Source organism: Variovorax flavidus (genome assembly GCF_030317145.1).
Classification (GTDB): Bacteria; Pseudomonadota; Gammaproteobacteria; order Burkholderiales; family Burkholderiaceae_C; genus Variovorax; species Variovorax flavidus.
On the sequence record NZ_JASZYE010000001.1, the window covers coordinates 1 to 14,581 of the forward strand.

Annotated in this window: 14 protein-coding genes; 3 read left to right on the plus strand and 11 right to left on the minus strand. The window is 67.3% G+C overall.

Annotated elements, in window-relative coordinates:
- Positions 1-119 precede the first annotated feature (119 nt).
- Positions 120-941, minus strand: a complete 822-nt coding sequence (locus tag QTH90_RS00005; RefSeq protein WP_286662504.1) for a zinc ribbon domain-containing protein — start codon at positions 939-941, stop codon at positions 120-122.
- 210 nt (positions 942-1,151) lie between these two features.
- On the opposite strand from QTH90_RS00005, the gene QTH90_RS00010 reads away from it, so the two are divergent.
- Complete coding sequence (locus tag QTH90_RS00010; protein WP_286662505.1) at positions 1,152-1,550, plus strand: hypothetical protein; 399 nt, start codon at positions 1,152-1,154, stop codon at positions 1,548-1,550.
- A gap of 24 nt (positions 1,551-1,574) precedes the next feature.
- On the opposite strand, the gene QTH90_RS00015 is transcribed toward QTH90_RS00010, so the two are convergent.
- From QTH90_RS00015 to QTH90_RS00055, 9 genes are all read right to left on the minus strand, one after another.
- Entirely contained in the window at positions 1,575-1,898 is a 324-nt protein-coding gene (locus QTH90_RS00015) for a chaperone modulator CbpM (protein WP_286662506.1), read from the minus strand.
- Positions 1,899-1,903: 5 nt separating this feature from the next.
- Positions 1,904-2,863 (minus strand): DnaJ C-terminal domain-containing protein, encoded by a 960-nt coding sequence (locus QTH90_RS00020; RefSeq protein ID WP_286662507.1) that lies wholly within the window; start codon positions 2,861-2,863, stop codon positions 1,904-1,906.
- A gap of 26 nt (positions 2,864-2,889) precedes the next feature.
- Positions 2,890-3,504, minus strand: a complete 615-nt coding sequence (locus QTH90_RS00025; RefSeq protein WP_286662508.1) for a histidine phosphatase family protein — start codon at positions 3,502-3,504, stop codon at positions 2,890-2,892.
- Between the two features lie 41 nt (positions 3,505-3,545).
- Positions 3,546-5,114 carry a phospholipase D family protein gene (locus QTH90_RS00030; RefSeq protein WP_286662509.1) on the minus strand — a complete coding sequence of 523 codons (1,569 nt, stop codon included), beginning with the start codon at positions 5,112-5,114 and terminating at the stop codon, positions 3,546-3,548.
- Positions 5,115-5,207: 93 nt separating this feature from the next.
- Positions 5,208-5,852, minus strand: coding sequence for a CDP-alcohol phosphatidyltransferase family protein (locus QTH90_RS00035; protein ID WP_286662510.1), 645 nt, complete (start codon positions 5,850-5,852; stop codon positions 5,208-5,210).
- A 99-nt stretch (positions 5,853-5,951) separates the two neighbouring features.
- Complete coding sequence (locus QTH90_RS00040; protein ID WP_286662511.1) at positions 5,952-6,722, minus strand: glutamine amidotransferase; 771 nt, start codon at positions 6,720-6,722, stop codon at positions 5,952-5,954.
- A gap of 7 nt (positions 6,723-6,729) precedes the next feature.
- On the minus strand, positions 6,730-8,163 hold the full coding sequence (locus QTH90_RS00045) for a GTPase/DUF3482 domain-containing protein (protein ID WP_286662512.1): 1,434 nt from the start codon (positions 8,161-8,163) through the stop codon (positions 6,730-6,732).
- Positions 8,164-8,165: 2 nt separating this feature from the next.
- Positions 8,166-9,539, minus strand: coding sequence for a DUF2868 domain-containing protein (locus QTH90_RS00050; protein WP_286662513.1), 1,374 nt, complete (start codon positions 9,537-9,539; stop codon positions 8,166-8,168).
- Between the two features lie 334 nt (positions 9,540-9,873).
- Positions 9,874-11,745 (minus strand): ABC transporter ATP-binding protein, encoded by a 1,872-nt coding sequence (locus tag QTH90_RS00055; RefSeq protein ID WP_286662514.1) that lies wholly within the window; start codon positions 11,743-11,745, stop codon positions 9,874-9,876.
- 135 nt (positions 11,746-11,880) lie between these two features.
- On the opposite strand from QTH90_RS00055, the gene QTH90_RS00060 reads away from it, so the two are divergent.
- Both QTH90_RS00060 and QTH90_RS00065 read left to right on the plus strand, forming a co-directional pair.
- Positions 11,881-12,708, plus strand: a complete 828-nt coding sequence (locus QTH90_RS00060) for a DODA-type extradiol aromatic ring-opening family dioxygenase (protein ID WP_286662515.1) — start codon at positions 11,881-11,883, stop codon at positions 12,706-12,708.
- A 27-nt stretch (positions 12,709-12,735) separates the two neighbouring features.
- Positions 12,736-13,614: an alpha/beta fold hydrolase gene (locus tag QTH90_RS00065; RefSeq protein WP_286662516.1), complete on the plus strand. Its 879-nt coding sequence runs from the start codon at positions 12,736-12,738 to the stop codon at positions 13,612-13,614.
- 7 nt (positions 13,615-13,621) lie between these two features.
- On the opposite strand, the gene QTH90_RS00070 is transcribed toward QTH90_RS00065, so the two are convergent.
- Complete coding sequence (locus QTH90_RS00070) at positions 13,622-14,539, minus strand: aldo/keto reductase (RefSeq protein ID WP_286664424.1); 918 nt, start codon at positions 14,537-14,539, stop codon at positions 13,622-13,624.
- Between the last annotated feature and the right edge of the window lie 42 nt (positions 14,540-14,581).

Consider the following 14,581-nt stretch of genomic DNA (forward strand, 5'->3'; position numbering starts at 1 on the left):
CCACATCAGGCCGGTCAGTATGGTTCTGATTCGCATGCTGGCTCCATCGAAGGTTGGCAATCGCCAGGCGATGCCCGGCCCCTTTTTGCTGCTCGCTGTCTCCCGTTTCTGCGTCCCGATCACTTCTGGCACAGGGCCAACGCCGCAAGCGCTTCATTGCACTCTTTTTCCTTGGGATCCGCTACGCTATTTGCGGGTGCGGGGATGGCAGACCTCGGCGCTTCCGGGGCCGTGGGGGTGGCTGGGGCGGAAGATTCCGCCATTCCGAGCGCGCTGGATGCCTTCACCGCGGCGTTGCGGAGTTGATCGCGCCGGGCGGCTTGAGCCTGCAAGCGCTGATCGAATGACTCCCTCAGCTCCAGCACGCCGGGGTCATCCGCATGGTCGACATCCAAGGCATCGAGCACTCGCTCCGCCGCTGCCAGGTCGCCGCGACTCAAGGCGCTCTGCACCCGCGCAACGTTCGCCTTGAACTCCCGCTGCCTGCCGGCATCGCTTTCCTTGTCGAGATAGAAGTGGTCGAACATCAGCGCGACCACGAGGACCGCCAGCGTCGCCATGATGGCGATCACGAGGCGGATCGAGACGACGGAGTTGCTCGCCCAGTGCCTGGACCCGCGACCGCCCGTCGCTTCCTGCTGCCAGACGGCGCCAGGGCGGACCTGACCGATCTCGGGGTTCGTTTCGTCATTGGTGGCGCGGGTCACGACGAGACTGCCCACCGTCTCTTCCTCCGGCTGCACGGTGTCCGCGAAGTCCACCTGGATGGGCGCCAGGGCCCGGCCTCTCGCAGGCTTTGCACCGGCGGTGCGAACCGAGGCGGTCTGGATTGTCTGGTCCGTGCCGCAGAACCGGCAAAACCGATCCCCTTCCTGCAACAGCGCAGCGCAATGCTTGCAGGACACCGGGGTGGACGAGGGCTGATCGGCCAGGTTCTCCATGACTTGAAACAAGTTGATGCTCGCTACGGAGCGATGCCAGTCTCATTCGGGACCCGTGTGGCGTCAATCGGCCATCTGTCCGAGCCCTGGCCAAACTTACCTTTTCGGCTATTTTTTCTCCGGGAAATTCCCTGCAAAAATCCTTCGTTCTCGCGACTCAAGTGTTGCGGCAACGCAAAAGTAGATGCCGCTCGCGGGCTACCATGGCCCATGGACTGCACGACCTACATCGAGGCCGAACTGGACCTCTACTTCGCTTGGCTCGCCCAGTTCGAAGCCAGTATTCCCCGCGCACACGACATCGTCTCCAACTGGTACACGAGCCAGGTGCTTCAGGCCTACACGCGCTATTCGTGGTTCAAGCCCTCCACGCCTGGAGAGCCTGCCCTGTGCCTGGCCAATATCACGGTGGCGGACGGCGCCAGGGGCCAAGGCTACTTCGCCAGGTTCGTCGAGCGCTTCACCCATGGAGGCGATGGCTTGCAGGCGCGGGTGCTGTATCTGGAGAACATCGCAAGCCCCCGGTTCGAGGAAAAGCTCCGCCGGATGGGATTCCAGCGCTGCAAATACGGGACCGGCGAGTTCTCGGCCTACTACCTGGTCCGATAGCGGCGGCAATCGCGCCCGGATCCCTCAGATTTCCCTGTCGAGCCCCTGCGCACGCAGGACCGCTTTCAGGCGACGCACTTCATGTTCCAGGTCGAGGATCAGCGCGGCGGCGTCGAGCCCCACGCCGAAGTCGCGCTCCAGCCGCCGCGCGTCGAGCGCGCACTGCAGGTCGCTGCTGTGAAAGCGCCAGTCGTCCGGCCGCTTGGCCGGCGTGCGCGACTCGATGATGCCCACCTCGACCAGTTGAACCACCCACTCGATCTCCGCGCCACAGGCGTGGGCAAGTTCGTCGGCGGCGAGCGGATGCGAGGCGCTCAGGGTGGTGCTCGTGACGGAAACAGTAGCCATGGTCATCACACTCCAAGGTGACGGCGCGGATCGAAGGGCGCCGCCTGTGCGAGTTGTTCGTAAGCCTTGCGCGCGGCCTCGGTGTCGGCCGGCGGCAGCGCGATCTCGAGCAGCAGATAGAGGTGTCCCGGCGGCTTGCCCGGCAATCCACGCTCCTTGAGCCGCAGTTTGAGCCCGTTGCGTGCGTTCGGCGGCACCGTGACCTCGACTACGCCGCCGGTCGGCGTCGGCACCTGCACCTGGGCGCCCAGCGCGCCCTCGGTCGGCGTGATCGGCAGCGTCATGTAGAGGTCGCGATCCTCGATGCGGTAGAGCTTATGCGGCGCGATGCGCACTTCGAGGTAGAGGTCACCGGCCGGCTCGCCGCCATGGCCCGGCATGCCTTGTCCGGCCAGGCGGATGTACTGGCCCGGATGCACGCCGGGCGGAATCTTCACGCTCAGGGTGCGGGTCTTCCACTCGGGCCGGCCCTGGGCGTCGATCTCCTGCGAGCGCAGCGTGATCTCGCGCCCGGCCCCCTTGAGCGCGTCCTCCAGTGCGATCTCGATCGCGGCATGGTGGTCCTCGCCGCGGGCGCGGTAGTTCCTGCGACCGGCGCTGCGTCGCTCCGCGGCGCCGAACAGCGACGAGAAGAACTCGCTGAACTCCGCATGGTCGGCCGGGCCCTCGTGCGGACCGCGATGGAACTCGAAGCCTTCGTCCCATCCGGGCGGAGGCTGGAATCCACCGTCCGGGCTGCCGCCGCGCGCGACGTGATCGGCGAGCTGGTCGTAGGCAGCGCGCTTCTCCTTGTCGCGTAACACGTCGTTCGCCTCGTTGAGGTCGCGCATGCGAAGCTCGGCATCGGGCTCCTTGCTGACGTCCGGGTGGTACTTGCGCGCCAGCTTGCGGTAGGCCTTGCGCACCTCGTCTTCGGTGGCGCCTCGTTCGAGGCCGAGGATCTTGTAGTAGTCCTTGAAGTCCATGCTGGTGAGTCCGTGTGGAGGGCTGCCTAGGCTACGGCTGCTCCGCCGTCCACGGCCTGCAGGAGCGACTTCACGCGCCATGCAGAGCCACTTCGTTCGAAGCGCAAGGGCTGCGCGTTGCCGAGCACGCTCGTGTCGATCGGCACGCCGAGCAGGGCCGCGAGCACGTAGAGCGATCCGCCGTGCGCCACGATCAGCACGGGCGCAGGATGCGCCAGCGCCTGTTCGAGCGCAATGCGCTTGCGTGTGACGAACTCGGGCAGCGTCTCGCCGCCCTCGGGTTCGCAGGCCCAATCGATATGGGCGGAGGAGGTGCCGATCAGCGCACCGAAGTTGCGTTCGCGCAGGCCCTCGAACGCCACTGGCGCCATGCCATGGGGGGCCGACACCGTGTGCGCAGTGGTGAGGGCGCGATTCACGTTGCTGCTCACGATGCTGCGAATCGGCTCGCCGGCGAGCAGTTCGGCGGCGCGAGCCGCCTGCTGCAGGCCGAGTGCGCTCAACGGCTCATCGGTCGCCTGGAAGATCCGGCGTGCATTGCACTCGGTCTGTCCGTGGCGCAGGAAGTAGAAGTGGTCGCAAGCGGGTGTCAGCGGCTGTGTGGATGCCAGCATGACGAGTTGTCGGAGGCCGTCGTTCATCGGGTCGATCAATCAGGAAGAAAGCGTGTGGGACGTCCACCCTACAGCATCCATTCGATGGGCAGGATTTCCAGGAAGTTGATCCATCCGCGCTTGATCGCACCCGAGCCCGGTTCGGTCGTGAAGGTCGTCTCGCCTTGCGGAGTGCGTTCGATCCATTCCAGGCTGCCATCCGGCCTGAGCCGGACCTCGTAGGCCGCCTTGGGGATTGCCGTGTCGAGTTGCTGTGCAAGACGGCCCGCCAGCACAGGGCTGTCGATGATCACACCCATTTCCGTGTTGAGATGCGCCGAGCGCGGGTCCAGGTTGAATGAGCCGACGAAGATCCGGTTGCGATCCGCTGCGAAGGTCTTCGCATGCAGGCTCGCGGCCGAACTCGCGCGGCTGCCACTGCCGGGGAGGCCTCTGGACCTGTCGTCATCCTTCTCCGGCGGCGGCACGGCGATGCCCGGCTTCAGTTCGTAGAGGATGACACCGGACTGCAGCAGTTCCTTGCGGTACTTGGAATAGCCCGCGTGGACCGGGCTGACATCGGTCGCCGACATCGAGTTGGTCAGCACGCGTACCTTGATGCCTTTCTGGGCCAGCGTCGTCAGCGCTTTCGTGCCGCCCTTGCCGGGCACGAAGTAGGGCGAGACCATGTCGAGCTCGTTCTGCGGCTTGCCGAGCGCTTCTTCCAGCAGCGGCAGCATCTGCAAGTCCTTGCGATCCGTCGTGTCGAGCACCTTGGCCGGGTTGTCGTGGATCACGCGTGCCGTGGTCCATTCGAAATCGAGCTGGTGGTCGGCCAGTTGGCGCAACAGGGGCGTCTTGCGCACGGCCTCGATGTAGCGCTGGGCCTCCGCGCTCTGGTGGACCTGATCCCACTTCTCACGCAGGCGTGCTGCACCGTCCGGCTCGGCGGCCGGCAGGATGCTCGCGGAGGGATAGGCGGAGGCGCTGTTCCAGAACAGGTCGAACTCCTTGGACACCTCGCGCGCGACTGGGCCGATCGCCATCACGTCGAGGTCCTGGAAGCCGACCTCCATGTTGGCGCCGTAGTACTCGTCGCCGACATTGCGCCCGCCCACGATGGCAACCTGGTTGTCCGCGGTGAAGGACTTGTTGTGCATGCGCCGGTTGACGCGCGAGAAATCCGTGGCGAAGTCGCCGGCCCTGAATCCGCGGTTCGCGAAAGGATTGAAAAGACGGATCTCGATGTTGGGGTGTGCATCGAGTGCCGCAAGCGTCGGATCGAGCCCGCCGGTGTTCGCATCGTCGAGCAACAGGCGCACGCGTACGCCGCGCTCCGCCGCCTTCCAGATGGCTTCCCACAGCAGTTGCCCGGTCGTGTCGCCGTGCCAGATGTAGTACTGCAGGTCGAGGCTTCGATCGGCGATCTGGGTGAGGACGATGCGGGCCGCAAAGGCATCCTCGGCGACGGGGAGCGGATGGATGCCGGACTTTCCGGGGTGGGCCTGCGTGAGCGTCCGGACGGCCTTGCCCAGGCGGGTGTCATCCGTATTCGCGAGTGCGGCGGATTCGGTGCGCTCGACGTGCCCAGGCAGGCTGGAGCAACCCGAGATCACCAGCCCAAGAAGGAAGGCAATGAGTACACGCGATGAAATCATGGGTGGGCACGACTCGGCGAAGACTATGTGCCCATTCTAGGCACCCCTTGTGTCAGGAGAACTTCGGCCCCTGCGGACATGACGCAGTCCTTTCTACAGCTTGGGAATGCGCAAGGTCTTGCTGATCATCAGCGTGCCCGACAGCGCGAAGAGCAGGCTCAGCGGATGAAGAATCCACGGCCCCAGCGACCAGGCACCGCCCCAGATGGCATCACCGATCCGGCCTTGCCATGCGGCGAGGGCAAGAATTCCCACCAGCACCACGCTGGTCGGGATGGGCGTTCCCTCGAAATACTTGACCTTGTCGGCGCCTTCGGAAAGCGCTTCGGCCGTGACGTTGTAGCGCGCGAGCCGGCTCACGCCGCAGCAGACGAAGTAGATGAGCAACACGCAATCCCAGCCGCCGTCGAGTCCCGCGGCGAAGGCGAGCGAGGCCGGCATGACACCGAAGGAGATGACGTCGGCGAGCGAATCGAGTTCGCGCCCGAGCGCCGAATGGGTCTGGCGCCAGCGCGCGATGCGGCCGTCGAACACGTCGAAGATGAAGGCCGCGGGCGCCAGCGCGGCGGCCCAGAGGAAGTGGGTGAGGGACTGGCTGGCCATGTAGGCCATCGCGAGGAAGACGGCGCCGACGCCGCAGGCCGCGTTGCCCAGGGTGAACACGTCGGCCAGGTGGAAGCCGCGGATCATCGAGAAGTGCTTTCGGACGGGAGCCGATGCGGGGGATGAAGGGGGCATGGGTGCTTTCGTTGCTTGGAAAGTTGCGGGACACGTTAGCGCAACCGTGTTCCGGGCGGTGTAGTCGCATTCTGATGTCGCGCGCCTCCGCGCGCGGCCTCAAATACGGCCAGGGCGCGCCGCGGCGTCGTGTTCTTCGGCGATGTGTGCGAAGCGTCCCAGCAGGCGGGCCGCGGTCGCTGTGCCTGCGACCCGGTCGCGCAACGCTGCGGTGTCGACGCCCGCGGTGCGCAGCGGTTCCGCGAGGTGGTCCACGTAGCCGCGCATGATGTCGGCGTCGAATTCCGGGTGGAACTGCACGCCCCAGGCGTTCTTGCCGATGCGAAAGGCCTGCGTGTGTTCGAAGTCGTTGCCCGCAAGGCGAACGGCCCCCTCTGGAAGCCGTAGCGCGCTTTGACGGTGCACCACGTGCGCATCGAAGCGAGGCGGCAGGTCGTGCATCAGCGGATCGTCTGTGGCCTCGGGCGTGAGTTCGACCTGGACCGTGCCGATTTCCATGCCGCCCGGATGATCTCCGGCCTCGCCGCCCAGCGCGTCTGCCAGCAACTGGTGGCCAAAGCAGATCCCGAGCACAGGGGTGTGGCTTGCGACGAGTTGCGCGAGCCATGCGCCGGTGGCCTCGCTCCAGGGTTCGCGGTGCGAGACCATGGCGTGGGATCCGCTCACGATGGCGCCGGAGATCTCCGCAGGCGCGGGGAGGGTGTCGCCACGTCGCGGGTCGAGCACGACGACCGGCAGGCGGGTGTCGCCGAGGCCGGCGGCCATCCAGTGCTCGAAATCGCCGCGGCGTTCGCGCAGCGTGTCGAAGGTTTCGCCCAGCTTGATGATGGCGAGGGGACGAGGAGAAAGGTCTTCCATGCGCATGATCATGCCGCACTCATGCGCGAGGATGCTGCTCGACGACCTCGATCGCACCCCCGACGCGTTGCGCCACTTGCGCCACGAGATCCTGCCGCTGAGGTGTCTCGCGCCAGCGCAGGCGTGTGCCGGACTCCCAGTCCGCGTGGCTGCGCGCAGGCTGCGCGGCGTGAATCACATCGGCGATCGTGCGGTGGGCCGCGTCTGTCGCGCCCGTTGCGCCCGCACTGGCGTCGATCCGGTCGACAGCCGCGTGACCGCGCTGCTCCAGCGCGCGCAGCAGGCGGAGTTGCCAGCTCAGGAGCACGAACAGCACGCGGTCTTCCACCGTGAGTTCGTGCACGTCGCGCAGCTTGTTGGCGAGCTTGCGGCCGAGCGGTCCCCAGCCCTGCGACACCGCGCCGCCGATGGCGCCGCCGAGCGCCGCACCCGCGCCGAGCGAGAGGCCGGCGAGGGCGAGGTCCGCGACGACGCCCACCGCCGCGCCCACGGCGACCCCCTTGCCCAGCAGGATCCCTGCGTCCTTCAATGCCTCGGGATGGAAAAAGTCCATGGTCCATCGGCCTTCCAGCAGCGGCAGCGCGGCTTCGTCCGCATCGCCTTCCCGAAAGCCGTAGAGCGCGAGCAAGTCGTCGGCGCATCGCTGCGCCTTGTCGAAAAGGGACTTCTGCAGCGCGGCGACCAGGCGCTGGCGGGCTTCCTCGTCTGAAAATTCCGTGGCCGAGGCCGCGCGGCGCATGGCTGTTGCGTCGACCAGCAGCTCCGCGATGCGCGTGCTCGCAGCCCGCCGCCTCTGCTTGAACTCGGTTTCCAGAAAGGCCGCCACGCGATCCAGCGTGCCGCGCCGGTCGCGCAGCAATGTCGACAGATCTCGATAGAGGTCGCGCTCGGCGCCGACGAAAGGGGCCGCGGCGTCGAAACGCACCACCACGTGCAAACCGTAGGCCGAGAGCAGTTCTTTCCAGGCGGACTCGCGACTCGTGGGACGGCCCACGAAGTTCAGCACCGGCAGCACGGGGCGTGCGCAGGCGCTCAGCAATTCGATTTCCGCCCGGAATTTGGGCAGCACGGGTTCGCGCGCGTCGATGACAAGGAACGCGGCGTCGACATCGAGCAGGGCGCGGAGCACCTTGGCTTCCTGTTCGAACGCGCCATGCGCTTCCGGACCTTGCAGGAATTGCCGGATGCGGTCGGGCGGCGTGAGGCTTCTGTCGAAGACTTCGAGATGTTCACGCAGTGCGACGGCATCCTCCAGCCCGGGTGTGTCGAAGAAGCGCACCGCGGACCCGCCATCGACCATGAGGTCGACCGACTCGACATGGCGCGTGGTGCCGGGGCGCTCCGACACCTCGCCGAAGTTCACTCGCCGCGTGAGCGTGCGCAGCAGAGAGGTCTTGCCGGCATTGGTGTGGCCGACCACGGCGATGCGGATGGGGGTGGCGGATGGGTCCATGTTCAGGCCCAGTCGTGCAGCATGGGTTCCAGCGCATCGCCGGCGTGCAGGCCGTCGAGTCCGGCGCCGGCCAGCCAGGCATGCCAGCGCTGCCGGGCAGTGTCGTCGGTGGCAGTGCCGAGAAGCCACAGCCGGCATTCACCGCTCAGGGACATGACTTCGCGCAGGAAGCGTTCGGTGCCGCGGTCAGGGCTGGAGGCTGCATGGCACCCGACCAGCACGCGTCGGGGACGCACGCGGGCGAGCGTGTCGAGCAACTCGCGCCGCGCATTGGCGCTGCCGTCGATGCGCATCGCGTGCGCGCCGCGCATCTCGAGCGCGGCTGGCGGCCAGGGCAGCTCATCGGGCAGCTCGAAGCCGACGGCCATCAGCACATTGCCGGTGTCGCCTGCTGCCAGGCCGTGCGGTGCAGGGTGCTGAAGGCGGCCGGGATCGGCGTCGACGATGTGGGGTGGGGCCAGCGCATCGAAGCGCGCGAGCAGCTTGCGGTAGTAGGGCTGCGACAGATCAGGCTGCAGCGCCTTCTTGCGCACCTGCCACACGGCAGCGCAGAGCAGCGCCAACGCCGCGCGCGGCAGCAAGCCGTAGACCACGATGCAGCCCGTGAGCCACAAGGCCCAGGCGCGCTGGCCCGAGGCGGCCGTCAGTGGCGACAGCACCGCCTGTGCATCGGGCACCGGGAAACCCAGCCACGCGGGTGCGAGGCCGAGGAACTGCACGCTGCGCACGAAGAAGTCGGGCTCCAGGATCGTGGTCTCCCAACTCAGCGTGTAGTTGCGAAATGCGAGAGCGAAGAGCATGGCCGCGAGCACCACCGCGAACGACAGCGTCCAGATCGCGTGGCTCACGAAGCCCAGCGCCCAGGGCAGCAGTCGCGCGCGGTTGAGCAATCGGGTGACGGCGCGCAGCAGCATGGGCGCTTGTCCGCGCTGGCCACCCGCGACGCGCGCCGTGAACGCGAGCCAGAGCCAGCCGAACGAGGCGTTGAACGATCCCAGCGGAACGACCAGCCCGACCAGCCACAGCGCCAGCGTGACCAGGTGCAGGCCCAGCAGACTCGCCAGCGCGACCACGACGTTGATCTGGCGCTCCGTGCCGCCAAGCATGTTGCCGGCGAGCGCAAGGCCCGCGACGACGATGACCGCCACCAGCCCCAGCAGGACCCAGGGAGCCCAGGCCTGCGCCCGAGCCCATTCGGCCTGCAGTCCGATACGTTGCCCGAGCGCCCGCGCGCGTTCCACGATTCGGCGGCCGGAGTCCTGATGAAGGCGCATCGCCTCTCGCATGGCTTGCGAGTCGTCGAGCGGACCGGTCTCCTCGACCAGCTGCACCGCCTCGGTGATCGTCGCGTCCTGGAAAGGAGAGGGGTGCGCCACGGGGTTCAACAGCTTCCTTTACAACACAGGGCAATGCCGGCGCACCGGAGGGGAGCGCGAAATTATGCCCGTGCCGAATCGGCCGTCAGCCCATGAAAAACGGGGCCGCACTGCGGCCCCATCAACCCCGTGGCCGGGGACAGGAAAGAGGAAGGGGTGTTCTCAGCGAAGGCCGAAGAATGAGAGTACGGCGACAACGACCACGACCAGACCGACGATGTAGATGATGGAATTCACGGTGGAAACTCCTCTTTGTTGAAGACGAATCCAGAATGCCCGCCCGCCAGGGGCGACGATGTCGGCGGGCGTCACTGCCCACTGTAGGACTTGCAAGTCAGACCGTCGAGGGCTCTTCTTCCGCGTAATCCTCTTCGTCGCTGCCGTCCCCCAGGAAGCCACCGCTCTGGTGCGACCACAGGCGCGCATACAGGCCGCCTTGCGCCAACAGCGTCTTGTGATCGCCTTCCTCCACGACACGGCCCTCGTCGAGCACGATCAGCCGGTCCATCGCCGCGATCGTCGACAGGCGGTGCGCAATCGCGATCACTGTCTTGCCTTCCATCAGGCGATAGAGGCTGGCCTGGATCGCGGCCTCGACTTCGGAGTCGAGCGCGCTCGTGGCCTCGTCGAGCAGCAGGATCGGCGCGTCCTTCAGCATCACGCGCGCGATGGCGACGCGCTGGCGCTGCCCGCCGGAGAGCTTGACGCCACGCTCGCCCACGTGGGCCTCGTAGCCGCGACGCCCGTTCGGGTCGCCGAGCGTCTCGATGAATTCGTGCGCTTCGGCGCGCGCCGCAGCGGCACGGATGGCGACGTCGCTCGCGTCGGGCTTGCCGTAGGCGATGTTGTCGGCAACCGAGCGGTGCATGAGCGAGGTGTCCTGCGTGACCATGCCGATGTGGGCGCGCAGGCTGTCCTGCGTGACGTGGGCGATGTCCTGGCCGTCGATGAGGATGCGGCCGCCGTCCAGGTCATGGAAGCGCAGCAGCAAGTTGACCAGCGTCGACTTGCCCGCGCCCGAGCGGCCCACGAGGCCGATCTTTTCGCCAGGCGCGACAGTGAGCGTCAGGTCGTCGATCACCCGCCGCGCTCCGTCGCCGTAGCGGAAGCTCGCATGCTCGAAGCGCACCTCGCCGCGCGGCACCGAGAGCGTGACCGCATCCGGCGCGTCGAGCACGGTGCGCGGGCGCGACAGGGTCTTCATGCCGTCCTGCACCGTGCCGATGTTCTCGAACAGGCTGGTCATCTCCCACATGATCCAGTGCGACATGCCCTGCAGACGCAGCGCCATGGCAGTGGCCGCGGCCACGGCGCCGACCCCGACCGAGCCCTGCGACCAGAGCCACAGCGCCATGCCCGCCATGCCGGCGGTCAGGCCCATGCTCAGCGTGTGGTTCACGATCTCGAAGGCGCTCACCAGCCGCATCTGGCCGTAACCGGTCTGCATGAATTCCTTCATCGCCGCGCGCGCGAAACCGGCCTCGCGTTGCGTGTGCGAGAAAAGCTTGACGGTCGCGATGTTGGTGTAGGCGTCGGTCACGCGGCCCGTCATCAGTGCGCGGGCATCGGCCTGGGCCTTGCCGACCTTGCCGAGGCGCGGCACGAAGAAGATCAGCGACGCGATGTAGAGCACCATCCAGACCAGGAAGGGCAGCACGAGTTGCTTGTCGAGGACGCCGGCGAGCACGATCATGGTCGCGACGTACACGCCCATCGCCACCAGCACGTCGGCCAGCACGAAGATCGTGTCGCGCACGGCCAGGGCCGTCTGCATGACCTTCGCCGTGATCCGGCCCGCGAACTCGTCCTGGTAGAAGGCCATGCTCTGGCCCAGCATGAGCCGGTGGAAGTTCCAGCGCAACCGCATCGGCAGATTAGCGGCCAGCGTCTGGTGCTTGACGATGGTCTGCAATGCCACCACGCCGATGCTCACGAGCAGGGCGAAGCCGAGCCACATCAGCGTGGTGCCCCGGTCCTCCCACAAGCGCGACGGCTCCTGGCCGCCGAGCCAGTCGACGATGCGCCCCAGCATGGCGAACAGCAGCGCCTCGAAGGCCGACATCGCGGCCGTGAGAACGGCCATCGTGGCGATCGTGCCCCGCAGCCCGCGGGTGCAGGCCCAGAGAAATGCGAAGAGCCCGTGCGGCGGCAGGGCGGGCTCGGCGGGCGGGTACGGGTGAAGCAGTTTTTCGAAAAAACGGAACAAGGCGGGCTGTCTCCAATGAGGCGCCACTGTACCGGCGGGCGAGGGGTTCCGCGCGGAAAGGGATGAAAGGGCTTTGCGCGCGCACGGCGTGCTGCTCGCTCGACAATCTCTAGACTGGCGCCCAAGGAGCATTCCATGAGCACACGACTTTCGACCCTTCCTACTTATTTCATTTCGCACGGCGGCGGCCCCTGGCCGTGGATGAAAAAGGAAATGGGCCACGCCTACGACCAGCTCGAAGCCGCCCTGGCCGACATGCCGCGCCAGATCGGCCGAACGCCGGCTGCAATCCTGATGATCTCGGCGCACTGGGAGGAGCCCGCCTTCACGGTCATGGGCAACCCGCGCCCGCCGATGATCTACGACTACGGCGGCTTCCCCGAGCACACCTACCGCGTGCACTACGACGCCCCCGGCTCGCCCGAACTCGCGCGTCGCGTCCAGACGCTGATCGAGGCCGCCGGCCTGCCCGCGCAGATCGATGCCGAGCGCGGCTTCGACCACGGCACCTTCTCGCCGATGGCCGCCATCTATCCGAAGGCCGACGTGCCGGTGGTGCAGTTGTCGCTGCGGCGCGGACTCGATCCAGCCGAGCACATCGCGTTGGGCCGCGCCATCGCGCCCCTGCGAGACGAGAACGTATTGATCGTCGGCAGCGGCCTGAGCTATCACAACCTGCGCGCGTTCGGCCCGCAGGCGCGCGACGTGTCGAAGGCGTTCGACGACTGGCTGGACGGCGCGGTGGTCGGCGCCACGCCGGCGCAGCGCGTCGACCGACTGCTGCAATGGTCGACGGCGCCGGCGGCCCGCATCGCCCATCCGCGCGAGGAGCACCTGATCCCGCTGATGGTCGCGGTGGGCGCTGCCGAAGGCGAAGCCGGGGAGCGCGTCTATCACGAGGAGGCCTTCATGGGCGGCATCGCGGTGTCGAGCTTTCGCTTCGGCGCTGCCGCGGCGGCCTGAGACGTCGGTGCGCGGCACAATGTGCCGGTGCCTTATTTCTCGACCTTCGATCCCCAGGCGGAAGCCGACGCGCTCCGCCTGATTGCGCGCATCGACGCGCAGTCCACCCATCACGATGCCGAGCATGGCGGCGTGCGCGTTCGCTGGCGCCGCTTCGGCAACGACGATTCGCATCCGCCGCTGGTCATGCTGCACGGCGGCCACGGCAGCTGGATGCACTGGCTGCGCAATGTCGAGGCGCTGTCGTCCTCACGCACGCTGTGGCTGCCCGATATGCCGGGCTTCCACGATTCCGACACGCCGCCCAAGCCGGCGTCCGGCCAGGCGGCGGTCGATCCCTTGCTCGATGCGCTGTCCGGAACGCTGGATGGCCTGATCGGCGCGCAGACCGAGATCGATCTCGGCGGCTTCTCGTTCGGCGGCCTGGTGGCTGCGAAGTTCGGTGCACGACGTGGCGGCATTCGCCGGCTGGCCTTGCTGGGCAGTGGCGGCCACGGCACGCTGCGCCGCATGACGGTGGAAATGATCAACTGGCGCGCCGCCGAAGACCGCGACCAGGAGCGTGCGGCGCTGCTGCACAACCTGGCCGCATTGATGCTGCACGACAAGGCGGCCATCGATGCGCTGGCTTTTGCGATCCATGACGTCTCCTGCCATGGCACGCGCTTTCGCAGCAAGGAAATCTCGCTCGCGGGCGGGCTGCAGGTGGCGCTGGACGCGATCGGGGGGGCGCAGCTCCTGCTCTGGGGCGAACATGACGTCACGGCCGATTCGCGCCCGCTGGTCGCGCAACTCGTCGGCGCCCATCCCGAACGCAAGGGCGTGGTGATCGACGGCGCCGGGCACTGGGTGCAGTTCGAGCGCGCTGACGAAGTCAACGCGCAGCTGCTGCGCTTTCTCTCCTGACTCGACGCTAGAGGGGCAGCGCAACGTCCTTGCGACGCCAGAAGGCGGCGTCTGGTACGGGGCCGGCACCAGCCGCAGCGTTGTCCGCCATGTGCTCGGGCCGGCTCGTGCCGGGGATCGTGCAGGTCACGGCGGGATGGCTGAGCACGAACTTGATCAGCACCTGTGCCCAGCTCGTGCTGCCGATCTCGCCGGCCCAGCCGGGCAGGGGCTTGTCGCGCAACCGGCGCAGCAGCCCGCCGCCGCCGAAGGGCATGTTGACGATGACCGCCACGCCGCGTTCCGCTGCCAGCGGCAGCAGGCGCTGCGCCGCTTCGCGCTCGTCGAATGAATAGTTGATCTGCAGGAAGTCGAGCTTCTCCGCGCGCAGGACCGCTTCGACCTCGGCATAGGCCGACGCGGTGTAGTGCGTGACGCCGATATAGCGCACGCGGCCCTTGTCCTTCCAGCCGCGCAAGGTCTTGAGGTGGGTGCGCCAGTCGACGAGGTTGTGCACCTGCATCAGGTCGATGCGATCGGTGCGCAGGCGCGCGAAGGACTGTTCCATCTGCGCGATGCCGGCATCGCGGCCGCTGGTCCACACCTTGGTGGCGAGGAAGGCCTTGCCCCGCTGATTCGATGCCGCCAGGAGATCGCCGGTCACGGCCTCGGAGCGGCCATACATCGGCGAACTGTCGATCACCGTGCCGCCGGCGGCGAACAGCGCATCGAGCACGCCCGGCAGGCGCTGGTACTCCGCGCTCCCGGCTGCGACGTCAAAGCCGATCCAGGTGCCGCAGCCGACCACGGGCAGGGCTTCACGGGTGGAGGGGATGGGGCGGGTGTTCATGCGGACGGCTCCCGGGTTCTGGGCGGATGCGCTGAGCGGCCAGGCGGCGGAGAGCGACAGCGCTGCGCTCAGGCGCAATAGTTGGCTGCGGTTGATGGCGACGATCGAGCCGTTCACCTGCTTGTTGAACTCCAGGGT